The sequence below is a fragment of the Gordonia sp. 135 genome (assembly GCF_009720185.1).
GTDB lineage: Bacteria > Actinomycetota > Actinomycetes > Mycobacteriales > Mycobacteriaceae > Gordonia > Gordonia alkanivorans.
In genome coordinates this window covers 2,963,666-2,986,418 of sequence record NZ_CP046257.1, presented here as the reverse complement: position 1 = coordinate 2,986,418, position 22,753 = coordinate 2,963,666, and the positions used below count along the sequence as shown (strand labels likewise).

Sequence of the window (22,753 nt, the reverse complement as noted above, 5' to 3'; positions counted from 1 at the left end):
GACATCCAGTGCCCCAAGGGGTTCCCGCCTCGGTTCCCGACGACGGCCTGACCACCCGCCAGCGCCGGAACCAGCCCGTGCTGGCAGTCCACACCGGTGACGGGAAGGGGAAATCCACCGCTGCCTTCGGCATGGCCATGCGCGCGTGGAACGCCGGTCTGCGGGTCGCCGTCTTCCAGTTCGTGAAGAGCGCGAAGTGGAAGGTCGGGGAGGAGTCGGCGTTGCTGGCTCTCGGGCAGTGCCACACCGACACCGGTGCGGGTGGTCCGGTGGAGTGGCACAAGATGGGCCAGGGATGGTCGTGGTTGCGAGCCAACACCGAGCACGCCGACAACCACGCCGCCGCCGCGCGCGCCGGTTGGGCCGAGATCGCCCGGCGGCTCGATGCCGGCGAACACGACTTCTACGTGCTCGACGAGTTCACCTATCCGCTCGACTGGGGCTGGGTCGACACCGACGAGGTCATCGAGACGCTCGCCCGGCGCCCCGGACGTCAGCACGTCGTCATCACCGGCCGCCGTGCACCGCAGGCGCTGGTCGACGCCGCGGACCTCGTGACCGAGATGCGCAAGATCGCCCACCCGATGGATGCCGGCCGCAAAGGCCAGAAGGGCATCGAGTGGTGACCGTGTCCCGCGCGACACCGGCGGTCGTGATCGCCGCGCCGTCCTCGGGCAGCGGCAAGACGACGGTGACGACCGGACTCATCGGCGCGTTGCGTGCAGCCGGTCACCGGGTTGCACCGTTCAAGGTCGGTCCCGACTACATCGACCCCGGGTATCACGCCGTCGCCGCCGGGCGTCCCGGTCGCAACCTGGACCCCAACCTGGTGGGCGAGAAGCTGATCGCACCGCTGTTCGCCCACGGTTCGGCCGGTGCCGACATCGCCGTCGTCGAGGGCGTGATGGGGCTGTTCGACGGCCGTATCACCAGCGACGACCCCGACGCCGCCGACACCGACGCGCTGGGCATCGGCTCGACCGCGCACGTGGCGTCGATCATCGGTGCGCCCGTCGTGCTGGTCGTCGACGCGGGTGGGCACAGTCAGTCGCTCGCCGCGGTGCTGCACGGGTTCCTGTCCTACGACACCTCGGTCCACATCGCCGGCGTCATCCTCAACCGGGTCGGCTCGCCGCGCCACGAGATGGTGCTGCGACAGGCGTGCGCCCGCGTGGGTGTCCCGGTCTTCGGCGTGCTGCGTCGCGACCCGTCGCTGACCGTGCCGTCCCGCCATCTCGGACTCATCCCCGCGGCCGAACGCAGCGCCGACGCGGTCGCCGCCGTCGCGTCGATGACCGATCACCTGCGCGACGCACTCGACCTTCCCGCGATCGTGGCCGCGGCCCGGCAGCGTCGGATTCCCGACGCCGCGCCGTGGTCGGCGACCGACGCACTCGCGCCCTACGTCGACGGCGCTCCGGCCCCGTCCTCGCGGCCCGTCATTGCGGTGGCCGGGGGCGCGGCGTTCACGTTCGGCTACGCGGAACATACCGAGATGCTGCGGGCCGCGGGTGCCGAGGTCGTGGCGTTCGACCCGCTGTGCGACCGGCTTCCGCCGGACACCGCCGGTGTCGTCATCGGCGGCGGTTTCCCGGAGGAACATGCCGAGGAACTCGGCGCCAATCACGAACTGCGGGCCGACCTGCGTGCACACGCGGCCGCGGGCAGGCCCATCCACGCCGAGTGCGCCGGCCTGGTCTACCTGGCCGACCGCCTCGACAATCGCCCGATGAGCGGCGTCCTCGACATCGCCGGCAGCTTCGGGCCCACACTGACGCTCGGCTACCGCGACGCGGTGGCCCTCGGCGACTCGGTCCTGTTCCGTGCCGGCGAGCGCGTCACCGGGCACGAGTTCCACCGCAGCACCGTGCACGTGGGAGACGCGTCGACGCCCGCGTGGGCCTGGCGTGACGTCGAGGGCCGGCCGGCCACCGACGGCGTCGTCACCGATGCTGTCCACGCCTCGTATCTGCACGTGCATCCGGCGGCCATCCCGGAGGCGCTGAACCGCTTCGTGTCCCGAGTAGGCTCCTCGTCGTGGACGATGCCGACAAACTCCTCGACGCAGGCTCACCGATGACGGCACAACGGCTCCGCGAGACCCTCGACGCGCTGGCGACCCACGGCGCCGACGACCCCGAACTGCTGCGTCAGTTGCTCGAGGCGGTGCTCGTCGTCGGACAGGGTGTCGAACTCGACCGGGCGCTGCAGCGCATCGTCGAGGTGGCCGCCGGTCTGGTGGACGCGCAGTACGGTGCGCTGGGCGTGCGCGGTCCCGATGGCGGTCTGAGCGAGTTCGTGCACATCGGGATCACCGAGGCCCAACGGGCGACGATGGGGCACCTGCCGGTCGGCCGCGGCGTGCTGGGTCTGCTGATCGACGACCCGCGACTGCACCGCATCCACGACCTCGGGTCGCATCCGACCTCGGTCGGGTTTCCGCCGAATCACCCGCCCATGCGCACCTTCCTCGGTGCGCCGATCCTGGTGCGCGGTGAGGTCTTCGGCAGTATCTACCTCACCGAGAAACGGTCGGCCGACGACTTCTCCGAGGTCGACGAGACGGTCGTGGCGGTGCTCGCGGTGGCCGCCGGTATCGCCATCGACAACGCCGGACTCTTCGAACGTGCGCGTACCCGGCACCGCTGGATGCAGGTTCTGGCCCGCCGCGGATCGGAGCCGCTCGCCGGAATCGCTTTGTCGGACACCATGTCCCGGATGTGTGTCGACGTCGCCGACCTGGTGGATGCGGTCGACGTCTTCCTCCTCACCGAACTCGACGGCGAGGTGGAGTTGCGCGGTCACACCGGGGAGCGGATCGAGATCGACAGCTTCACCGCGCCGCACGCGAACGCGCCCACCGTCCTGCGCGCCGGCACCATCCCGCCGTCTCTGGTGCGCCGGGGCGCCCGCTGGACGACGGTGCAACCGCTGCAGCGGGCATCAGGTGCCTTCGGCTGGATGCTCATCACCCACCGCAATCGTCCGTACTGGGACGACGAGGAGATCGCCGGACTGGCGGGCGTCGCCGAGATCGCCTCGCTGGCCGTCGTCTACGCCGAACAGCAGCAGATCGCCCGCGACCTCGAGGTGCTCGAGGACCGTCACCGCATCGCCCGTGACCTGCACGACCACGTGATCCAACGTCTGTTCGCGGTGGGTATGTCGGTGCAGACGCTGCTGGCCGGGTCGACCGATCCCGCCGCCGCCACCGCGCGACTCGAACAGATCATGACCGACCTCGATCGCACGATCGCGCAGATCCGGACGTCGATCTTCGACCTGCAGACGGTGACCGCCGACGCCGACGGGTCTACCCTGCGGCGTCGAGTACTCGACATCGTCTCCGAACTGTCCGGACACGCGTCGATCTCACCGAGCGTCCAGTTCGACGGCCCCGTCGACACCGTGGTGCCCGACACGCTGGGACCCCACATCGACGCGGTGCTGCGTGAGGGGCTGAGCAACGCGTTGCGGCACGCGCAGGCCGAACACATCGCCGTCGCGGTCCGCGCCGACGACGTGCTGACGGTCGAGATCACCGACGACGGTGTCGGTATCGGCACCGACGTCACCTACCGCGGGCTGGAGAACCTCACCCGTCGCGCCGAGGACTGCGACGGGACGTTCAGCGTGATGACCCGCCCGCGCGGTAACCGCGACGAGGGCGGGACGACCCTCACCTGGTCGGTACCCCTGATCGGTTAGTCCTTGCCGTCGCGCAGTTTGGTCGCCATCACCGCGACCTGGGTGCGGCGCTGCATGTCCAGCTTGTCGAGGATACGGGACACGTAGTTCTTGATCGTCTTCTCCGCCAAGAACATCCGTCCGGCGATCTGCCGGTTGGTCAGACCCTCGCCGATGAGGTTGAACACCTCGCGCTCCTGGTGGGTGAGATCGGCGAGCGGGTCCTTCTCCTGCTGCTTGCCGTCGCGCAGCTTTGCCAGCAGGGCGGCGGTCGACCGGTCGTCGAGCAGCGAACCGCCCTGTCCGACGGTGCGGACCGCGGCCACCAGGTTGTGGCCGAGGATCTGCTTGAGCACGAAGCCCGACGCGCCGGCGAGGACCGCGGCGAGCAGGGCGTCGTCGTCGGCGTAGCTGGTCAGCATCAGGCACTTCACGTCCGGTTCGGCCGCACGGACGTCGCGGCAGAGTTCGACACCGTTGCCGTCGGGCAGCCGGACGTCGAGCACGGCCACGTCGGGCTTGGTCGCGAGGATGCCGACCAGCGCCTCACCGACGGATGCGGCCTCGCCGACGACCTCGATGTCGCCTGCGGTGCCGAGGAGGTCGCGGAGTCCGCGTCGGACGAGTTCGTGGTCGTCGACGAGGTAGACGCGAACCGGGGTGGGGGTCGAATCGTCAGCCATGGTCTGAACGTACCGGACCTTCTCAGCTGCGAGAACTCACAGCCGGCGTTGTGTCGGCGGAGAGGAGGGTCCCGGCCGGATTCGCGACGTCCGCCCCCATGGAAGCGGGACTTTCTCCCCACGAGCAGCACCCGTCCCGGCGCGCAGAGTGGTTGTCGACGGATTCTCGATCCGCCTGTCCCACCCGACCTTCGGACCAGGAGAGCACGTGACCACCCTCATCGGACCCCCCGAACTGACCAACAGCGGGATGACCGGATCGGACCTGCTGCGCGAACTGCTACCCGTGTGCGAGACCGAGGTGGAGCGTCACATGCGGATGACCAAGGACTGGCATCCGCACGACTACGTGCCGTGGGACTCCGGCCGCAACTTCGCGATGCTCGGCGGCATCGACTGGGACCCGGAACAGTCGCAGCTGTCGGAGACCGCCAAGGCCGCGATGATCACCAACCTGCTCACCGAGGACAACCTGCCGTCGTACCACCGGGTCATCGCCGAGAACTTCAGCCTCGACGACGCGTGGGGCTGGTGGGTCGGCCGTTGGACCGCCGAGGAGAACCGCCACTCGGTGGTCATGCGCGACTACCTCGTCGTCACCCGCGGCGTCGACCCGGTCGAACTCGAAGAGATCCGGATGGCCCACATGACGTCCGGCTTCAACCCGCTGCCCGAAGATGACGGACAGCGCGACCACAGCTTCGACATGCTCTATGCCGTCGCCTATGTCAGCTTCCAGGAGCTCGCCACCCGCGTCTCGCACCGCAACACCGGCAAGGCCTGTGGCGACCCCATCGCCGACCGTATGCTGCAGCGCGTGGCGGCCGACGAGAACCTGCACATGCTCTTCTACCGCAACATCGTCGCCGGCGCCCTCGACCTGGTTCCCGACCAGACGATGGCCGCAATCTACGCGATCGTCTCCAACTTCCAGATGCCCGGCGCCACCATGCCGAACTTCCGGCGCAACGCGGTGCTGATCGCCAAGGGCGGCATCTACGACCTGCCGCAGCACATGTCCGAGGTGGTCATGCCGGTGCTGCGCAAGTGGCGCATCTTCGAGCGCGAGGACTTCGGGCCGCTCGGTGAGCACTACCGCGAACAGCTCGCGGCCTTCCTCGATGAGATGAACGTCAAGGTCGAGAAGTTCGAGGCCTCGCGTGAGCGCGCCCTGCAGCGCGAGCGGGCACGGAGCCGGGCATGACGCTCACACAGCCGATGGAGGTGGACGAGCTCGCGTGCGGGTGCGAGTCCGGGTTCGCCACGGCGATCTCGATGGCCGAGGCGGCCGCCGACCGGAACCCGGCATGGTGGAACGAGATCCGGACGGGCGCCGACGACGCGCTCGACGCCGCCTACTGCAGTTCCAAGCTGCTCGGCGCGCTGCTGCAGTCGGCCGCGCACCGGCTCGGTGTGCCATCCGCCGACATCTGGGCCCACATCCGCCGGACCGGCGAACTGCCGCTGCAGATCACACCGGACGGGCAGCTGTAGATCACACCGGCGGGCGCCGGGGACGGGGCGACCGCCCGGTAGTGTTCCGTGCCATGTCTGGTCACTACCTCGTCGGCCTCGATCTCGCGGGCCGCAGGGTGGTCGTCGTCGGCGGCGGTTCCGTCGCACAGCGTCGGCTGCCGAACCTCATCGCGGCCGGAGCCGACGTGCACGTCATCGCCATCGACCCGACGCCGGCCGTCGAGTCGTTCCAGGGCATCACCGTGACCCGCCGCGCGTACGCCGACGGCGACCTCGAAGGCGCCTGGTACGCGATGGCCTGCACCGATGATCCGGCGGTCAATGCGGCGGTCGTCGCCGAGGCCGAACGCCGCCACACCTTCTGTGTGCGCGCCGACGACGCACAGTACGGAACCGCGGTCACCCCGGCGTCCGCCCGGCACCGCGACGTCCAGTTCGGTGTCCTCGCCGGTGGCGACCACAAGCTGTCGGCCGCGTTGCGTGCCGCGATCAGCCGTGCGTTGGCGGAGGGCTCGCTGTCCGTGGACGACGTCGAACCGCACGCCCCGGGTGTCGCGCTGGTCGGCGGCGGTCCCGGCGATCCCGACCTCATCACGGTGCGTGGCCAGCGCCTCCTCGCCGAGGCCGACGTCGTCGTCGCCGACCGTCTCGCGCCGGCCGAACTGCTCGAATCCCTCGGCCCACAGGTGGAGATCATCGACGCCGCGAAGGTTCCCTACGGCCGCGCGATGAAGCAGGAGGCCATCAACGACGTCCTCGTGGCGCGCGCCAAGGAGGGCAAATTCGTCGTCCGGCTCAAGGGCGGCGACCCCTATGTCTACGGTCGCGGCTTCGAGGAGCTGCAGGCCTGCGTCGCCGCCGGTGTACCGGTGACCGTGGTGCCCGGCATCAGCAGCTCGATCGCCGCACCCGCGTCGGCCGGCATCCCGGTGACCCACCGCGGCGTCACCCATGAGGTGGTCATCGCCTCCGGTCACGTCCCGCCCGGCCACCCCGACTCGCTGATCGACTGGTCGGCGATGGGCAAGCTGCGCGGCACGCTCGTGCTGATGATGGCCGTCGAACGGGTCGACGTCTTCGCCGACGCCCTGCTCGAGGGCGGCCGGCCCGCCGACACCCCGGTGGCCATGATCGAGAACGGATCGCTGCCGACGCAGCGCCTGCTGCGCACCGACCTCGCGCATGCCGCCGAGGTCGCCGAGGCCGAGGGGTTGCGCCCGCCGGCCATCGTCGTCATCGGCCAGGTGGCCGCTTTCACCGAAGGCGCCTGAACCGGGCAGTTCGGGACATCGAACCAACAGGGATTGGCACATCGGCGCGCTCGGCCGGTACCGTCGTGCCTTATGTCGAATCCCGGATCAGTGCACGCTGGAACTGTGGACACCGCCCAGTTCCGTCCGGTCTTCGGACTGCCGATCCTGGTGCTGTCCGGAATGCAGCTGCTCATGGTGCTCGATGGCACCGTCGCGGCGCTGGCCCTCCCACGGATCCGCGACGCCCTCAGCCTCTCCGAGTCGAGCGCCAACTGGGTCATCTCCAGCTACGTCCTGGCCTTCGGTGGCCTGATGCTGCTCGGCGGCCGCCTCGGTGACACCTTCGGCCGCAAGCGGATGTTCATCGTCGGCGTCGTGGCCTTCACCCTGACCTCACTTCTGTGCGGTCTCGCGTGGAACGAGGCCAGCCTGATCGTCGGCCGCGCACTGCAGGGGGCGTCGGCCGCCATCGCCGCCCCGACCGCGATGGCCCTGGTCGCGACCACCTTCGCGCCGGGCAAACCCCGCAGCCAGGCCTTCGCCGTCTATGCGGCGATGACCGGCGTCGGTTCGGTCGCCGGCCTGATAGTGGGCGGCGTGCTGACCGAGGTGTCGTGGCGACTCGTGTTCCTCATCAACGTGCCGATCGGCCTGGTCGTCGTGATCGGCGCGATCATCGCGCTGCGCGAATCGCAGGGCGAGCGTCTGCCGCTCGACGTTCCCGGCGCGGTGCTCGGCACCCTCGGCTGCACCTTGCTGGTCCTCGGCGTCAACGAGGGTCCCAACGGCTGGGGTTCGCCCGTCGTGATCGGCTCGTTCGTGCTCGGCGTGCTGGCGCTGATCGCCTTCGTGGTGGTCGAGCGACGCGCCGCCAACCCGATCCTGCCGTTCTCGCTGTTCGACAACACCTCACGCGTCGCGGCACTCGGGGCGATCCTGTTCGCCAGCATGATCATGATGTGCATGGCGGTGTTCATCTCGCTGTATCTGCAGGGGATTCTGAAGTACTCGCCGATCCAGAGTGGTCTGGCCGTCGTGCCCTTCGCCTTCGGCCTCGGCATCGCCGCGGCGATCGCGTCGAAGCTCTCGCTGATGACCCAGCCGCGCTGGCTGGTCCTGGTCGGCGGCGCGGTGATCCTCGCCGGCTGCTTCTACGCCTCGTCGATCGCCACCGATGCCCCCGACTACTTCCCGAGCATCTTCCTGCCGGTCATCGTGATCGGCTTCGGCGTGGGCCTCGCCGTCATCCCGCTCACCCTGTCGGTGGTCGCCGGCGTCGGACCGAACGAGATCGGTCCGCTGACCGCCCTCGCGCAGGTCGCGCAGAACCTCGGCGGAGCGGTCGGCCTCGTCGTGGTGGGGGCGATGGTGACGTCGCGGGCACTGTCCAAGGGCGGCACCACCGAGCCCGTCGAGACCATGAACCCGACTCAGCTGGCCGCTCAGGCCGAGGGCTACGGCCTCGCCTTCGCGGCGTGTGCCGGCATCGCGGTCATCGCCGCGATCGTCGTCCTGTTCATGCGGTTCACCCCGGAACAGGTCGCCGAGGGCCAGGCCGCCCAGGAAGCAGCCGACGCGGGCGTCGAATAGTCAGTCCGTCAGCACCACGATCTGGTCGGGTGCGGGGATCTCGACGCGCTGACCGGCGTCGGACAGGACCGCGGCAAGGCCGTTGATGTCGCGCACGTTGCGTCGTGTGCGGACCAGTTCGCGCGCCATCAGGCCCTTGTAGTGCTTGTTGAAGTGGCTCACGACCTTGCGTGATCCATCGGGCTGTTCGGTCATCACCGTCGCGGTGACCGCACCCTTGACGGGCCCGAGCTGCTGGTAGACGCCGGAACGCAGATCCACCACGAAGTCGTCGACGGCGTCGAGCGTGGGGGACAGCTCCGGCTTCCAGATCGACGCCAGCGTCGGCATGCCGGGGAGCTTGGATCCACCCGACAGCCGGTAGGCGGGAATCGGGTCGGCAGCGCGCACCACACCGAACAGTGCCGAGCCGATGGCCAGTCGTTCGGCTGCCTTGGTCTTGCCGGCCTTGGTCAGCGCGGCGTGGTCGAGGGCGTCGTAGAGCACGCCGGTGTAGCGCTCGATCGCCGGGCGGGTGGGGGAGAGCCACAGGTCGGCGTTGCGGTCCACCTCGGAGAGCTGGGTGGCGCCGAGGCCGAGCGCCGTGCGGCTCGCGTCGAGGTCGCCGGCGAGGTCGACGATGGCCTCACCGATCCGTTTGCGGACGGGGTTCAGCTCGGAAAACGACAGGGTGTCCAGATCGAGGGGAGCCCCGCGCCCACCGTCGGATTTGGTCTCGGAGGGAGGGAGGATGACGAGCACCGGAACACCATAACTAAGCTGGTTTGTCGTGATCACACGCATGTCGACCCTGTTCCTGCGGACCCTGCGCGACGACCCGGCCGATGCCGAGGTGCCCAGCCACAAGCTGCTGGTGAGAGCGGGCTACGTCCGCCGCGTCGCGCCCGGCGTCTACTCCTGGCTCCCCCTGGGTCTGCGCGTGCTCAAGGCCATCGAGAACGTCGTGCGCGAGGAGATGAACGCGATCGGCGGTCAGGAGATCCTGCTGCCGGCGCTCCTGCCGCGCGAACCCTACGAGGCCACCAACCGATGGACCGAGTACGGCGACGCGCTGTTCCGTCTCAAGGACCGCAAGGGCGCCGACATGCTCCTCGGACCCACGCACGAGGAACTCTTCGCGACGCTGGTCAAGGGCGAGTACTCGTCCTACAAGGACATGCCGGTCATCCTGTACCAGATCCAGACCAAGTACCGCGACGAGGAGCGTCCGCGCGCGGGCATCCTCCGCGGTCGCGAGTTCGTGATGAAGGACGCCTACTCCTTCGACCTCGACGACGCCGGCCTCAAGAAGGCCTACAACGCCCATCGCGAGGCGTACCAGAAGATCTTCGAACGCCTGCAGATCAAGTACGTCATCGTCTCCGCCACCTCCGGCGCGATGGGCGGCAGTGCCTCCGAGGAGTTCCTGGCCGAGTCCGAGGTCGGCGAGGACACCTTCGTGCGATGCCTGGAGTCGGGGTACGCGGCGAATGTGGAGGCGGTCGTCACGCATGCGCCCGCCCCGAAGCCGATCGACGGTCTGCCCGAGGCAGTCGTCCACGACACCCCGGACACCTCGACCATCGACACGCTCGTGGCGTGGGCCAACGAGACCCTCGACGGTGAGTACACCGGTGCCGACACACTGAAGAACGTGATGGTGAAACTGCATGCGCCGGGCAAGGATCCGGAGATCATCGGTGTCGGCGTCCCCGGCGACCGCGAGGTCGATCTCAAGCGTCTCGAGGCATCCGTGTCGCCGGCCGAGGTCGAGCTGCTCACCGAGGCCGACTTCACCGCCAACCCGTTCCTCGTCAAGGGTTACATCGGTCCGAAGGCGTTGCAGGCCAACGGTATCCGCTACCTCGTCGACCCGCGCGTGGTCGACGGGACGTCGTGGATGACCGGTGCCGACGAGCCCGGACGCCACTACGTCGGTCTCGTCGCCGGCCGCGACTTCACGCCCGACGGCACGGTCGAGGCCGCCGAGGTCCGCGACGGCGACCCGTCGCCGGACGGCGCCGGGGTGCTGGTGAGCGCCAAGGGCATCGAGATCGGGCACATCTTCCAGCTCGGCCAGAAGTACACCGACGCCTTCGAGGTCGACGTGCTCGGCGAGAACGGCAAGCCGGTCCGGCTGACCCAGGGTTCCTACGGTGTCGGTGTGTCGCGCCTGGTGGCGGTCATCGCCGAACAGTCGCACGACGACAAGGGTCTGCGCTGGCCGAAGACCGTGGCGCCGTTCGCCGTTCACCTCGTCATCGCCAACAAGGACGAGGCCGCGATCGCCGGTGCCGAGCAGCTCGCCGCGGACCTCGACGCCGCCGGGCTCGAGGTGCTCCTCGACGACCGCAAGGCCTCGCCCGGTGTGAAGTTCAAGGATGCCGAGCTCCTCGGCATGCCGACGGTCGTGGTGGTCGGACGCGGCTATGCCAACGGCACCATCGAGATCCGCGACCGGTTCACCGGTGAGGCCGCGGAGGTGGCCGTCGACGGTGCGGTGGACGCGGTCGTCGCGGCGGCACGCGCCTAGCCTGAGACGGGAGACCCCGGGAACGCCACCGTGACCGGGGTTTCCTGCAGCAGCGCTCGCCACGTGGCGGCGCGGACCGCACAGTCCGACAGGCCGTCGACCCCGATCCGGCGGCCGGCTTCGTCGTCGGCCTGTTCGAGCAGGGCCCGGTATGCGGTCGTGCAGTCGATCTCGGCCGCGAGTGCCGCCCGAGCGGCGGTCTCGGGGTCGGTGACCTGCACCGGCAGCGTGTAACCGGCTGCGGCCAGCGGCGATGTGCCGCCGGCGGCGGTGATGGCCCGGTCGATCTCGTCCCGGCGGGCGCGGTGCTCGGCGGCGTAGTCGCCGACCATGCGACGGCGCGCGGCCGTGACGAACGCGGTGATCACCCCGTAGGTGAAGATCGCGGCGTTCTCGGCGTCCGCGGCGACGACGAGCGGGTCGCCGGTGTCGGCCACCGGGGAGGGGACGGGGCTGGTCATGCCAGTTGCACCTCTCGCATCGAGGTCACGGCGGCCGCGACCGATCCGGCCAGACCGGCCGGGTATCCGGGCAGGGAGATCGCCACATCGCGCGCTTCACCCGAGGACTGCTCGAGTCCGGCGCGCAGGCCCACCAGGGTCGGCGGTTCGGCCGGAGTGGGTGTCGTCGAGGGGCCCGGCTCGTCGACGGTGGTCGCGACGTCCTGGTCCAGGCGGATGATCTCCTCACGCAGCGCCCGTGCGTGCTCGGCGCGCTGATCTGCGACGACCGCGAGGGCTGCGGCATATCTGGGCTCGGCGCCGGCGAGCGATCGAGCGCTCTTCTCGTCGGCGAGGGCGCTGCGCACGAGGGGTACCAACCGCTCGGCGGTGATGGTTTCCTCCGACGGTCCCGTGCTGCAGCCCGACACGCCGACGGCTCCCAGGCCGGCCACCGCGACCCCTGCCACGAGTCCTCCGCGCAACACGGTGCGCCGATCCAATGTGGTCACGCGACACATGATGCCAGCCGCGAAACGAAGGTGGTCGGGGCATGCCCGGCGATCCACTAGGATGTGTCGAAGCAACTTCGTGCGAGACCTGGCACGGCCCGACAACTGAAGACGAGGGGAGTGGCATGCCGATCAGCCCGCCGCAGGTGAGTGAACTCGTCGAAAAGCTTGTCGTAGAGCAAGGTTTCGACCTCGAAGACGTCATCGTCAACCGACGCGACGGCCAGGACGAACTGACGATCGTCGTCGACCGCGACGGCGGTGGCGATCTCGACGTCCTCGCCGACCTGTCCAACCGGATCTCCGAGCTCCTCGACGCGGTTCCCGAACTCACCGACGAGGATGCCTACGTCCTCGAGGTGACCTCGCCCGGCGTCGACCGTCCCCTGACCCTTCCGCGGCACTGGCGTCGCAACACCGGACGCCGCGTCGCCGTCGACGTGGCCCCGCTCGAGGGGAGCGAGGAGCGGTCTCTCACCGGTCGCATCGGCAAGCTCGACGAGACGAACGTCGAGATCGTGATGAACCTCCGCGGACGGATCGCGGTGGAGACCATCCCGCTCGAGGCCGTGACGAGAGCCGTCGTGCAGGTCGACTTCTCGCAGCCGAGCGTCGCCGAACTCGAACTCTGCGGACTCGACGCCGAGGAGATCGAGCGTCGGCGGGCGCGGGACCGCACGCAACTGAACGACTGAAGACCGAAGAACCGAACAAGTGACAAGTGAAGAGCGGCGACAAGTGAATAGGAGCCAGACCCCATGAACATCGACATCGGCGCACTGCGCATGATCGAGGCCGACAAGGGCATCTCGATCGAGACGGTCATCACCGCCATCGAGACCGCCCTGCTGACCGCCTACCGTCACACCGACGGCTTCGCGCCGCATGCGCGTGTCGACATCAATCGCAAGTCCGGTGCCGTCCGCGTGATGGCACAGGAACTCGACCAGAACGGCGACGTCGTCCACGAGTGGGATGACACCCCCGAGGGCTTCGGCCGGATCGCGGCCACCACGGCGCGTCAGGTCATCCTGCAGCGCCTCCGCGACGCCGAGAACGAGAAGAACTTCGGCGACCTCGTGGCCCATGAGGGCGAGATCGTCGGCGGCGTGGTCCAGCAGGACTCCCGCGCCAACGCCCGAGGCATGGTCGTGGTGCAGATCGGCAGCGACGCCAACAGCACCGAGGGCGTCATCCCGCCCGCCGAGCAGGTGCCCGGCGAGGTCTACACCCACGGCGACCGCATCAAGTGCTATGTCGTCGGCGTCAGCCGCGGCCCCCGCGGACCGCAGATCACGCTGTCGCGCACCCACCCGAACCTGGTCCGCAAGCTGTTCTCGCTGGAGGTGCCCGAGATCGAGGACGGTTCGGTCGAGATCGTCGCGGTCGCCCGCGAGGCCGGTCACCGCTCCAAGATCGCCGTGCACACCGGTGTCGCCGGGCTCAACGCCAAGGGCGCCTGCATCGGCCCGATGGGCCAGCGCGTGCGCAACGTGATGAGCGAACTTGCCGGCGAGAAGATCGACATCATCGACTTCGACTCCGATCCCGGTGTGTTCGTCGGGAATGCGCTGTCTCCGGCGAAGGTTGTATCGGTCACCGTGGTCGACGAGGCCGCGAAGGCGGCCCGGGTCGTCGTGCCGGACTATCAGCTCTCCCTCGCCATCGGCAAGGAAGGACAGAACGCCCGTCTCGCCGCCCGGCTGACCGGTTGGCGGATCGACATCCGCTCCGACGCCGCCCCCGCGGCCGAGGAGGGAGCCGAGTGACACGGGTGACAGCCGATTGTTCGCAACCCGCCCGGTCGCGCTAGACTGATCGATGGTTCAGCGATCCGCCCCCCGCACGTCAACCAATCACAGGCCGGTACGGATGTGTGTCGGTTGCCGGCAACGGGCACAGGCCGCCGAGTTGGTTCGTGTCGTCGCGCAACAGCGCGAGGACGCCACCGTGCTCGTGGCCGATCCCGCGAAGACCATGCCGGGACGTGGCGCTTGGTTGCATGCGAGGGCGGAGTGCATCTCCGTCGCGACGCGACGCAGGGCCTTCGCCGCGGCACTCCGGACTCCCGGTCTGACCGCGGACCCGGACGATCTCGCCGAACAGCTCGGCGTGATCACCCACTAAAGATGGCTCCTCGGAGCCGGAACAGGTTGCAGAAGACATGAGCACACCGTGAAGTCCCCACGATGAGCATGTACCGGACATAAATCGAGGCCGTAGCGGGTTAGCCGCTTGGCCTCCAGCAAAGGAGAGCAGTGGCAGGCAAAGCCCGCGTGCACGAACTGGCCAAAGAGCTCGGTGTTACGAGCAAGCAGGTGCTCGAGCGCCTGAAGGAACAGGGCGAGTTCGTCAAATCGGCGTCGTCGACGGTAGAGGCCCCAGTGGCCCGTCGACTGCGTGAATCATTCCCCGGCACGGACGGGGGAGCCAAGGACGGCGGTTCGTCGTCGGCACCCAGTCCTCGTCAGTCGGCCAAGCCCGGACCCAAGCCGTCCGGTGCGCCGAAGCCCGGTGCCGCCCCGGCAGCGCCGGCCGAGCGTCCCGCCCCGGGACCCCAGACCAGCGCGCCCCAGTCGGGCGCACCCAAGCCGGGCGGCCCGAAGCCGGGTCCCGCCCCGGTCGAGACACCCGCACCGGCGGCGGCCGAGCGTCCGAGCACGGCCCCGACCCCCGGTGCACCCAAGCCCGCGGCACCGGCACCTGAGGCGCCGGCGCCTGCGGCAGCTCAGGCGCCCGCCGCCTCGGCAGCACCCACGCCGCCGACCAAGGCGCCGGGTCCTCGTCCCGGCCCCAAGCCCGGCCCGCGTGCTCCGCGTGTCGGCAACAACCCGTACTCGTCGGCCCCGGCTCCCGCGCCGCGCCCGGCGGCTCGTCCCGGCCCCGGCCAGGGCGGTCCGCGTCCCGGTGGCGGCCGTCCCGGACCTGCCGGTCAGGGTGGCCCCCGCCCCGGTGGCGGTCGGCCCGCTCCCGGTCAGGGCGGTCCGCGTCCCAACCCGGGCAACATGCCCCCTCGTCCCAGCCCCGGCGCGATGCCCTCGCGTGCGGCACGTCCTGACGCCCGACCGGGTGGTCGCGGCGGCGGTGCCGGTGGTGGCCGTGGCGGAGGCGGCGGCGGTTACCGCGGCGGACCCGGCGGTGGCGGCGGCGCTCCCGGCGCACCCGCCGGTGGTGGCTTCCGCGGTCGTCCCGGTGGCGGCGGCGGTCGTGGCCGCGGCGGTGCAGCCGGTGCGTTCGGTCGTCCCGGTGGCGCTCCCCGCAAGGGTCGCAAGTCGAAGCGGGCAAAACGCGCCGAGTACGAGAGCATGCAAGCTCCGTCCGTCGGTGGCGTCCGTCTGCCGCGCGGCAACGGCGAGACAATCCGTCTCGCCCGTGGTGCCTCGCTGTCCGACTTCGCCGACAAGATCGACGCCAACCCGGCATCGCTGGTCCAGGCGCTGTTCAACCTCGGCGAGATGGTGACGGCGACCGAGTCGGTCAACGACGAGACGCTCGAGCTGCTCGGCTCGGAGATGAACTACCGTGTCCAGGTCGTCAGCCCGGAGGACGAGGACCGCGAGCTGCTCGACAGCTTCGACCTCACCTACGGCGAGGACGAGGGCGGCGAGGACGACCTCGCACAGCGTCCGCCGGTGGTCACCGTCATGGGCCACGTCGATCACGGTAAGACCCGATTGCTCGACACGATCCGTAAGGCCAACGTCCGCGAGGGCGAGGCCGGCGGCATCACGCAGCACATCGGTGCCTACCAGGTGAACACCCACCTCAACGGTGAGGATCGCCTGATCACCTTCATCGACACCCCGGGTCACGAGGCGTTCACCGCCATGCGTGCCCGCGGTGCGAAGGCCACCGACATCGCGATCCTCGTGGTCGCGGCCGACGACGGTGTCATGCCGCAGACGGTGGAGGCGGTCAACCACGCCCAGGCGGCAGATGTGCCGATCGTGGTCGCGGTGAACAAGATCGACAAGGAAGGCGCCGATCCGCAGAAGATCCGCGGACAGCTGACCGAATACGGTCTGGTGCCCGAGGAGTACGGCGGCGACGCCATGTTCGTCGACATCTCGGCCAAGCAGGGCGAGAACATCGACGCACTGCTCGAAGCCGTGCTGCTCACCGCGGACGCATCGCTCGACCTGCGTGCCAACCCGGACATGGACGCCCAGGGTGTCGCCATCGAGGCGCACCTCGACCGCGGCCGTGGCCCGGTGGCGACCGTGCTGGTACAGCGCGGCACGCTCCGCGTCGGCGACTCGATCGTCGCCGGTGACGCCTACGGTCGTGTCCGTCGCATGGTCGACGAGCACGGCGAGGACGTCCCCGAGGCGCTGCCGTCGCGACCGGTCCAGGTCATCGGTTTCACCTCGGTCCCCGGCGCAGGCGACAACCTGCTCGTGGTCGAGGAGGACCGCATCGCCCGGCAGATCGCCGACCGCCGCAATGCGCGCAAGCGCAACGCGCTGGCCGCGCGCAGCCGCAAGCGGATCAGCCTGGAAGACCTGGATTCGGCTCTCAAGGAGACCAGCCAGCTCAACCTCATCCTCAAGGGTGACAACTCGGGCACGGTCGAAGCCCTCGAAGAGGCCCTGCTGGGCATCGAGATGGGCGACGAGGTGTCGCTGCGCATCATCGACCGCGGTGTCGGTGGCGTCACCGAGACCAACGTCAACCTGGCGGCGGCCTCGGATGCGATCATCATCGGCTTCAACGTCCGTGCGGAGGGCAAGGCCACCGAGCTGGCCAACCGCGAGGGCGTCGACATCCGGTACTACTCGGTGATCTACCAGGCCATCGACGAGATCGAGAGCGCGCTCAAGGGCATGCTCAAGCCGATCTACGAAGAGGTGGAGCTCGGCCGCGCCGAGATCCGCGCCATCTTCAAGTCGTCGAAGATCGGCAACATCGCCGGTTGCCTCGTCCAGTCGGGCATCATGCGCCGCAACGCCAAGGCGCGCCTGCTGCGTGACAACGTCGTGGTCGCCGAGAACCTCACCGTGTCGTCGCTCAAGCGCGAGAAGGACGATGCCACCGAGGTTCGCGAAGGCTACGAATGTGGTCTCACGCTGACCTACTCGGACATCAAGGTGGACGACGTGATCGAGACCTACGAGCTGCGGGAGAAGCCGCGCGACTGATGCGCGTCAGCTTCTGAGCTCTCTCGACCCACGTCCGTGCGCGTCGGCCCGACACCGGGCCGGCGCGCACGGCACCGCTCACGGAAGGACTCCCGATGGCTGATCCAGCACGGGCACAACGTCTGGCCAAGCGGATCTCGACGATCGTCGCGTCGGCGATCGCCACCGAGATCAAGGACCCGCGCCTGGCCTACGTGACGGTCACCGACACCCGCGTGACCAACGATCTGCACGACGCGACCGTCTACTACACGGTGATGGGCGAATCCATCGACGCCGACCCCGACTACGAGGCGGCGGCCGCGGGACTGGCCAAGGCGACCGGCGTGCTCCGGTCCAAGGTCGGCGCCGGCACCGGCGTCCGCTTCACCCCGACCCTGCGCTTCATGCTCGACACGGTCCCAGACGCGGCCCGTCAGATGGAGGAGCTCGTCGCGCGCGCCCGCGCCAACGACGAGCTCGTCGCGCGGCGGGCGGCCGAGGCATCACCGGCCGGTGACGCCGATCCCTACCGCTCGGCAGACGACGCCGGCGACGACGAGTGAACGCTTCGGCGAGTGCGGCGATCGCCGCAGAGCTGGCGTCCGCGTCGGCGGTGACCATCTGCTGTCACATCCGACCGGATGCGGACACCATCGGCAGCGGTCTCGCACTGGGACTGGCCCTCGACCGGCGCGGCGTCGACGTCGAGGTGTCCTATCCCGGTTCCGAGCAGCTGCCGGCCTCCCTCGGCGGGTTGCCCGGCAGCAAACTCCTGTGTTCCCCGAACCAGGTGGTCGGGCACCCACTGGTGGTGTCGGTCGACGCCGCGAACCTCGAGCGCCTCGACTCGCTGGGCGAGGTCTTCACTGCGGCCGACACGTCGATCACCATCGACCATCATGCGTCGAATCCCGGTTTCGGTGACCTCGACCTGATCGATCCCGCTGCCGACTGCACGTCGGTCCTGGTGCTCGACGTACTCGACGAGCTCGGGGTCGAACTCGACGCCGACATCGCCACCTGCATCTACGCCGGGCTGACCACCGACACCGGTTCCTTCCGCTGGGCCCGGCCGCAGTCCTTCCGGATCGCGGCGCGCCTGCTGGAGACCGGCGTCGACGCACGCCGGTGGAGCCGCATCCTCTTCGACTCCCACCCGTTCGAGTGGTTCGCCATGATGTCCGGCGTCCTCGCCTCGGCGAAGCTGGTCCCGTCGGCGTGCAACGGCGAGGGACTCGTCTACGCGATCGTCGACCAGAAGGCCCTCGCCGGCATGAGCTGGGAGGAGTCCGAGAGCGTCGTCGACACCATCCGGACCGCCCGCGACGCCGAGGTGGCGGCGGTGTTCAAGGAGAGCGAACCGCAGGTGTGGACGGTGTCGCTGCGGTCCAAGGAGGTCGTCGACCTCGTCCCGATCGCCCGCGCCCATGGAGGCGGCGGGCATCGTCAGGCCTCCGGCTACAGCGACACCGGCACCGCCGACGAGGTGGTCGCGAGGTTGCTGGAGTCGCTCTGAGCGACACCCGCGACGAGGCCGCGACATCTGACGAGACAGGTGTCGCCCGTATCGCGACGCTGACCGTCTCGGCGCTCGCGGTCCTCATCGCTCCACCCCTCTACCTGCTCCTCGACCTCGCGGTCGTCGGCCGCCTCGGTGGCGAGCAGCTCGCCGCGCTCGGTGTCGGCACGCTGGTGCTCTCGATCGTCAGCACCCAGCTCACCTTCCTGTCGTACGGCACGACGGCCCGCTCGGCGCGCAGGTTCGGTGCGGGTGACCGTGCCGGCGCGGTGCGCGAGGGCGTGCAGGCCAGCTGGATCGCGGTCGCCGTCGGCGTGGTGATCGTGGCGGTCTCCTATCCGCTCGCGCCGATGGTCATGCGGCTCCTCGTCGGGGCGTCGTCGCCGGAGTCGGCCGCGGTGGCCGCCGATGCCGCGCACTGGATGCGCATCGCGATGTTCGGGGTGCCGCTGATCCTGCTGTCGATGGCCGGCAACGGCTGGATGCGCGGTGTGCAGGAGACGCGCCGGCCCGTGGTCTACGTGGTGATCGGGCTGTCCCTCGCGGCCGTTCTCGTGGTCGGCCTCGTGCACGGCATCGGGCCGTTTCCGCGGCTCGGCCTCCCGGGCAGCGCCGTCGCGAACGTGATCGGCCAAGGCGTCACGGGCGTGCTGTTCGCGGTGCGGGTGATCCGCGAGGCGGGCTCGTCACCGGAATCGAAGGGGTTCCGCCCCGACCGGACGATCATCGTCGCGCAGCTGGCGATGGCACGCGATCTCATCGTGCGCAGCCTGTCGTTCCAGATCTGCTTCGTCTCGGCCGCCGCGGTGGCCGCCCGATTCGGCGTCGCGCAGGTCGCGGCGCATCAGCTCGTACTGCAGCTCTGGGAGTTCATGGCGCTGTTCCTCGACTCGGTGGCGATCGCCGCGCAGGCGCTCGTCGGCGCCGCGCTCGGGGGCGGCCGCCTCAAGGTCGCCGACACCGTGGCGCGCCGCGTGACCGGGGTGTCGGTGGTCGCCGCGACCGCGATGGCCGCGGTCTTCGCGGCCGGCGCGACGCTCATCCCGCGCGTCTTCACCTCCGACGACGCCGTGCTCGACGCCATCGGTGTGCCGTGGTGGTTCTTCGTCGGCATGCTGCCGATCGCCGGCGTGGTCTTCGCCCTCGACGGCGTGCTGCTCGGCAGCGGCGATGCCGCCTTCCTCCGCACTGCGACCCTGACCGGCGCGCTCGTCGGGTTCCTGCCGCTGATCTGGCTGTCGCTGATCTTCGACTGGGGACTGGCCGGGGTGTGGTCGGGCCTGGTGGTCTTCATGGTCGTCCGCCTCGCGACCGTCGTGTGGCGCATCCGCTCCGGCCGCTGGCGGCAGACGGGAGCCGTACCCGCCTGACCCTCAGCGCTCGTCCCGGTTGTCGCCGGGGGTTCCGTCGCCGCGGGGCCGTCGGATCTGCGTCGTCCGGAAGCTCGGGTCGTCGGGTCGCCGTTGCGGCTGGGCGAGCGGGGGCGGCGGTGGCCGGTACCGCTCGGTCTCCCGCAGATCCGTCTGGCCGGCCTGCGTCCGGTAGAGCTGGGTGGTCCGGAAGCTCTCCACGTTCGGCGTGGTCGACGGCGTGCTCGTCGCGGGCGATCGGCGGGTGGCGAGGCCGATCGCGTCGCACGCCCACAGGACGAGGACGGCCGCGACGCCGAACATGGTCTCGAACGCGATCACGCCGATCCAGTAATGCAGGGGCAGGGCGACCTCGGTGGCCGTGAGGTCGACGCCGAAATCCGGTTGGTGATAGTAGGTGGCCCAGGTCCCCAGGGCGACCAGCCCGGCGGACGGGAGCAGACCCACCCAGGTCATGGCCGTCTGTCGCCGGGCGATCGACCACACGAGGATCAGGCCGGTGAGCAGCATCGCGGTCGCGGCCATCGAGGCGAGCCGGAACACCTCCGACGACCAGTCCTGGGTGACCGAGAGATCGAGGTAGAACGGGAGCAGCGCGAGTCGCTCCAACCCGACGAACAGCAACCCGAGCAGTACTGCAACGGTGACCCGCCATCCCGACCGCGCCCACGCCGCGGTGATCACCACGAAGATCACCAGGACGCCCGCGCTCAGGCCGTACTGCGTCCACCGCTCGGTGGTGTCGCCGACGGCGAATGCCGTCACCTGCGCGACGAGGTAGGCGAGCAGGATCAGGGAGCTCACGACGACCTGGACCCACCAGGGTCCGCGACTGCCCGGGAGGCGTGATCCGCTCGGGGCGACGGGTGCGCCGTACACCGCTCGATCGTCCCACGCCGACCCGCCCCGGGCACGGTGGAATCACGACCTCTGGCACGATGGATCCTCGTGGCAACTTTGTGGGCGATCAGCGATCTGCACGTCGCCCATCGGGGCAACGAGCACATCATCGACGAGATCCGGCCGACGTCGTCGGCGGACTGGCTCATCGTGGCCGGTGACGTCGCCGAACGCACCGACGACATCGTCGACACCCTGCGCCGCCTCCGGACCCGTTTCCACACGGTTATCTGGGTCCCGGGCAACCACGAGTTGTACACCACGGCCAAGGACCCGCTGCAGGTGTTCGGTGTGGCACGCTACGACTATCTCGTGCAGGCGTGCCGCGACATCGGCGTGGTGACCCCCGAGGACATCTACCCGCTGTTCGACCCGGGCGACGGCAGCGATCCGGTCCGCGTCGTCCCGATGTTCCTGCTGTACGACTACACCTTCCGGCCGGAGGGCACCGCCAATAAACTCACCGCGCTGGCGCTCGCGCGCGAGCGCAACGTGGTGGCCACGGATGAGTTCCTGCTCTCGCCCGAGCCGTTCCCGACCCGCGACGCCTGGGGTCGTGCGCGGATCGAGATCACGCGTCGCCGGCTGCAGGCCCTCGACCCGTCGGAGAAGACGGTCCTGATCAACCACTGGCCGTTGCGCCGCGAACCGTGTGATGCGCTCATCTACCCGGAGTTCGCGCTGTGGTGCGGCAGTGAGCTGACCGCGCACTGGCACACCGAGTTCAATGCGTCGTGTTGCGTGTACGGGCACCTGCACATCCCGCGCACCACCTGGTACGACGGCATCCGGTTCGAGGAGGTGTCGGTCGGCTATCCCCGCGAGTGGAAGCGGCGCGGCCTGCCGAACCCGTTGATGCGCAACATCGTGCCGGGTGACGGCCTCGGCGAGTCCGACCTCCCCGAGCACGGGGTGCGGTTCGACCTGCCGCCCGACTACGCCGAGCGTGCCGCGGAATTCCGGGCACGGGTGGAGCAGAGGCAGGCAGAGCGCCGGACGCGACAGGCGGAACGGCAAGAACGAAAGGGCGAGCAGTGATCGAACAACTCCTCCCATCCGGGGTCGCCTCGGCGGAGGCGTTCGACGATCCGCCCGGACTGATCGCGATGCCCGCCGAGCAGGCGCTCATCGGCAAGGCCGTGGAGAAGCGTCGCCGCGAGTTCACCACCGTCCGGCACTGTGCCCGGCAGGCGCTGGGTCAGCTGGGTTACGACCCGGTGCCGATCCTCAAGGGCGACAAGGGCGCCCCCATCTGGCCCGCGGGCATCGTCGGCAGCCTGACCCACTGCGACGGATACCGCGCCGCGATCGTCGCCCACGCGATGGGGGTTCGATCCCTCGGCATGGACGCCGAACCGCACGACGCGCTGCCCGACGGCGTCCTCGAGCACACCAGCCTGCCCGCCGAGCGAGAGGTCCTCGCGACCCGGCCGGCCGGACTGCACTGGGACCGCCTGCTGTTCTGCGCCAAGGAGGCCACCTACAAGGCCTGGTTCCCGATCACCAAGCGGTGGCTGGGATTCGAGGACGCCCTCATCACCTTCGAACAGACCGTGGATACGTCCGGGACGTTCGTCTCGCGCATCCTGATCGACCCGGCCGCCTCCGACGGCGGTGCTCCGGTGATCGAGTTCCACGGCCGCTGGCTCGTCGAACGGGGCATCATCACCACGACGATCGCGATGGTCTGA

At 69.6% G+C, this 22,753-nt stretch carries 22 protein-coding genes; 17 read left to right on the top strand and 5 right to left on the bottom strand.

What is annotated here, in order from left to right; all coding sequences use genetic code 11:
* The first annotated feature begins 8 nt into the window (after positions 1-8).
* Genes cobO through GKZ92_RS13460 form a run of 3 tightly spaced genes read left to right on the top strand, consistent with a single transcriptional unit; the run spans position 9 to position 3,708 of the window.
* Positions 9-626 (top strand): cob(I)yrinic acid a,c-diamide adenosyltransferase, encoded by a 618-nt coding sequence (cobO, locus tag GKZ92_RS13470; RefSeq protein ID WP_035754113.1) that lies wholly within the window; start codon positions 9-11, stop codon positions 624-626.
* Positions 620-2,080 (top strand): cobyrinate a,c-diamide synthase, encoded by a 1,461-nt coding sequence (locus GKZ92_RS13465; protein ID WP_035754114.1) that lies wholly within the window; start codon positions 620-622, stop codon positions 2,078-2,080. The genes cobO and GKZ92_RS13465 overlap by 7 nt, the downstream gene beginning before the upstream one ends.
* Positions 2,077-3,708, top strand: a complete 1,632-nt coding sequence (locus GKZ92_RS13460; RefSeq protein ID WP_035754165.1) for a GAF domain-containing sensor histidine kinase — start codon at positions 2,077-2,079, stop codon at positions 3,706-3,708. The genes GKZ92_RS13465 and GKZ92_RS13460 overlap by 4 nt, the downstream gene beginning before the upstream one ends.
* On the opposite strand, the gene GKZ92_RS13455 is transcribed toward GKZ92_RS13460, so the two are convergent.
* On the bottom strand, positions 3,705-4,370 hold the full coding sequence (locus GKZ92_RS13455; RefSeq protein WP_155225351.1) for a response regulator: 666 nt from the start codon (positions 4,368-4,370) through the stop codon (positions 3,705-3,707). The two genes, GKZ92_RS13460 and GKZ92_RS13455, sit on opposite strands and share 4 nt — an antisense overlap.
* A gap of 208 nt (positions 4,371-4,578) precedes the next feature.
* Here GKZ92_RS13455 and GKZ92_RS13450 point away from each other — a divergent pair, with 208 nt between their 5' ends.
* The 4 genes from GKZ92_RS13450 (at position 4,579) to GKZ92_RS13435 (ending at position 8,689) form a co-directional block, all read left to right on the top strand.
* Positions 4,579-5,574 (top strand): acyl-ACP desaturase, encoded by a 996-nt coding sequence (locus tag GKZ92_RS13450; RefSeq protein WP_006359300.1) that lies wholly within the window; start codon positions 4,579-4,581, stop codon positions 5,572-5,574.
* Positions 5,571-5,864, top strand: a complete 294-nt coding sequence (locus GKZ92_RS13445) for a hypothetical protein (protein WP_006359301.1) — start codon at positions 5,571-5,573, stop codon at positions 5,862-5,864. The genes GKZ92_RS13450 and GKZ92_RS13445 overlap by 4 nt, the downstream gene beginning before the upstream one ends.
* 53 nt (positions 5,865-5,917) lie before the next feature.
* The gene (gene cobA / locus GKZ92_RS13440; protein WP_187346506.1) at positions 5,918-7,117 is read left to right on the top strand and encodes a uroporphyrinogen-III C-methyltransferase; all 1,200 of its coding nucleotides are present in this window, start codon (positions 5,918-5,920) and stop codon (positions 7,115-7,117) included.
* 72 nt (positions 7,118-7,189) lie between these two features.
* Positions 7,190-8,689: a DHA2 family efflux MFS transporter permease subunit gene (locus tag GKZ92_RS13435; protein WP_035754115.1), complete on the top strand. Its 1,500-nt coding sequence runs from the start codon at positions 7,190-7,192 to the stop codon at positions 8,687-8,689.
* Here GKZ92_RS13435 and yaaA read toward each other — a convergent pair whose 3' ends face one another.
* Positions 8,690-9,472, bottom strand: coding sequence for a peroxide stress protein YaaA (gene yaaA / locus GKZ92_RS13430; RefSeq protein WP_187346505.1), 783 nt, complete (start codon positions 9,470-9,472; stop codon positions 8,690-8,692).
* Here yaaA and GKZ92_RS13425 point away from each other — a divergent pair.
* Entirely contained in the window at positions 9,471-11,201 is a 1,731-nt protein-coding gene (locus GKZ92_RS13425) for a proline--tRNA ligase (protein ID WP_035754166.1), read from the top strand. The two genes, yaaA and GKZ92_RS13425, sit on opposite strands and share 2 nt — an antisense overlap.
* Here GKZ92_RS13425 and GKZ92_RS13420 read toward each other — a convergent pair.
* Both GKZ92_RS13420 and GKZ92_RS13415 read right to left on the bottom strand, forming a co-directional pair.
* Positions 11,198-11,662 (bottom strand): ferritin-like domain-containing protein, encoded by a 465-nt coding sequence (locus GKZ92_RS13420; RefSeq protein ID WP_006359306.1) that lies wholly within the window; start codon positions 11,660-11,662, stop codon positions 11,198-11,200. The genes GKZ92_RS13425 and GKZ92_RS13420 overlap by 4 nt on opposite strands.
* A complete protein-coding gene (locus GKZ92_RS13415) occupies positions 11,659-12,162 on the bottom strand; it encodes a hypothetical protein (RefSeq protein WP_006359307.1) in 504 nt (167 codons plus the stop codon). The genes GKZ92_RS13420 and GKZ92_RS13415 overlap by 4 nt, the downstream gene beginning before the upstream one ends.
* Positions 12,163-12,278: 116 nt before the next feature.
* Here GKZ92_RS13415 and rimP point away from each other — a divergent pair, with 116 nt between their 5' ends.
* The 7 genes from rimP (at position 12,279) to GKZ92_RS13380 (ending at position 20,162) form a co-directional block, all read left to right on the top strand.
* Entirely contained in the window at positions 12,279-12,848 is a 570-nt protein-coding gene (gene rimP, locus GKZ92_RS13410; RefSeq protein WP_006359308.1) for a ribosome maturation factor RimP, read from the top strand.
* A gap of 63 nt (positions 12,849-12,911) precedes the next feature.
* A complete protein-coding gene (gene nusA, locus GKZ92_RS13405; protein WP_006359309.1) occupies positions 12,912-13,922 on the top strand; it encodes a transcription termination factor NusA in 1,011 nt (336 codons plus the stop codon).
* A 103-nt stretch (positions 13,923-14,025) separates the two neighbouring features.
* Positions 14,026-14,280, top strand: a complete 255-nt coding sequence (locus GKZ92_RS13400) for a YlxR family protein (protein WP_006359310.1) — start codon at positions 14,026-14,028, stop codon at positions 14,278-14,280.
* 131 nt (positions 14,281-14,411) lie between these two features.
* Complete coding sequence (gene infB / locus GKZ92_RS13395; RefSeq protein ID WP_035754117.1) at positions 14,412-17,291, top strand: translation initiation factor IF-2; 2,880 nt, start codon at positions 14,412-14,414, stop codon at positions 17,289-17,291.
* A 95-nt stretch (positions 17,292-17,386) separates the two neighbouring features.
* Positions 17,387-17,836: a 30S ribosome-binding factor RbfA gene (gene rbfA / locus GKZ92_RS13390; protein WP_006359570.1), complete on the top strand. Its 450-nt coding sequence runs from the start codon at positions 17,387-17,389 to the stop codon at positions 17,834-17,836.
* Complete coding sequence (locus GKZ92_RS13385) at positions 17,833-18,789, top strand: DHH family phosphoesterase (protein WP_006359569.1); 957 nt, start codon at positions 17,833-17,835, stop codon at positions 18,787-18,789. The genes rbfA and GKZ92_RS13385 overlap by 4 nt, the downstream gene beginning before the upstream one ends.
* On the top strand, positions 18,786-20,162 hold the full coding sequence (locus GKZ92_RS13380; RefSeq protein WP_075863345.1) for an MATE family efflux transporter: 1,377 nt from the start codon (positions 18,786-18,788) through the stop codon (positions 20,160-20,162). The genes GKZ92_RS13385 and GKZ92_RS13380 overlap by 4 nt, the downstream gene beginning before the upstream one ends.
* A gap of 3 nt (positions 20,163-20,165) precedes the next feature.
* Here GKZ92_RS13380 and GKZ92_RS13375 read toward each other — a convergent pair whose 3' ends face one another.
* Complete coding sequence (locus GKZ92_RS13375) at positions 20,166-21,041, bottom strand: hypothetical protein (RefSeq protein WP_035754118.1); 876 nt, start codon at positions 21,039-21,041, stop codon at positions 20,166-20,168.
* A gap of 69 nt (positions 21,042-21,110) precedes the next feature.
* On the opposite strand from GKZ92_RS13375, the gene GKZ92_RS13370 reads away from it, so the two are divergent.
* Together GKZ92_RS13370 and GKZ92_RS13365 are read left to right on the top strand one after the other, a co-directional pair.
* A complete protein-coding gene (locus GKZ92_RS13370) occupies positions 21,111-22,100 on the top strand; it encodes a metallophosphoesterase family protein (protein WP_035754169.1) in 990 nt (329 codons plus the stop codon).
* Complete coding sequence (locus tag GKZ92_RS13365) at positions 22,097-22,753, top strand: 4'-phosphopantetheinyl transferase family protein (RefSeq protein WP_006359565.1); 657 nt, start codon at positions 22,097-22,099, stop codon at positions 22,751-22,753. The genes GKZ92_RS13370 and GKZ92_RS13365 overlap by 4 nt, the downstream gene beginning before the upstream one ends.

What these genes read in the sequence shown, in the direction of transcription:
- GKZ92_RS13420 (WP_006359306.1), bottom strand. Translation starts at nt 11,662, where the DNA reads ATGACCAGCCCCGTCCCCTCCCCGGTGGCCGACACCGGCGACCCGCTC.
- GKZ92_RS13435 (WP_035754115.1), top strand. Translation starts at nt 7,190, where the DNA reads ATGTCGAATCCCGGATCAGTGCACGCTGGAACTGTGGACACCGCCCAG.
- rbfA (WP_006359570.1), top strand. Translation starts at nt 17,387, where the DNA reads ATGGCTGATCCAGCACGGGCACAACGTCTGGCCAAGCGGATCTCGACG.
- GKZ92_RS13460 (WP_035754165.1), top strand. Translation starts at nt 2,077, where the DNA reads ATGACGGCACAACGGCTCCGCGAGACCCTCGACGCGCTGGCGACCCAC.
- nusA (WP_006359309.1), top strand. Translation starts at nt 12,912, where the DNA reads ATGAACATCGACATCGGCGCACTGCGCATGATCGAGGCCGACAAGGGC.
- yaaA (WP_187346505.1), bottom strand. Translation starts at nt 9,472, where the DNA reads ATGCGTGTGATCACGACAAACCAGCTTAGTTATGGTGTTCCGGTGCTC.
- GKZ92_RS13415 (WP_006359307.1), bottom strand. Translation starts at nt 12,162, where the DNA reads ATGTGTCGCGTGACCACATTGGATCGGCGCACCGTGTTGCGCGGAGGA.
- GKZ92_RS13445 (WP_006359301.1), top strand. Translation starts at nt 5,571, where the DNA reads ATGACGCTCACACAGCCGATGGAGGTGGACGAGCTCGCGTGCGGGTGC.
- cobA (WP_187346506.1), top strand. Translation starts at nt 5,918, where the DNA reads ATGTCTGGTCACTACCTCGTCGGCCTCGATCTCGCGGGCCGCAGGGTG.
- GKZ92_RS13400 (WP_006359310.1), top strand. Translation starts at nt 14,026, where the DNA reads ATGTGTGTCGGTTGCCGGCAACGGGCACAGGCCGCCGAGTTGGTTCGT.
- rimP (WP_006359308.1), top strand. Translation starts at nt 12,279, where the DNA reads ATGCCGATCAGCCCGCCGCAGGTGAGTGAACTCGTCGAAAAGCTTGTC.
- GKZ92_RS13455 (WP_155225351.1), bottom strand. Translation starts at nt 4,370, where the DNA reads ATGGCTGACGATTCGACCCCCACCCCGGTTCGCGTCTACCTCGTCGAC.
- GKZ92_RS13425 (WP_035754166.1), top strand. Translation starts at nt 9,471, where the DNA reads ATGTCGACCCTGTTCCTGCGGACCCTGCGCGACGACCCGGCCGATGCC.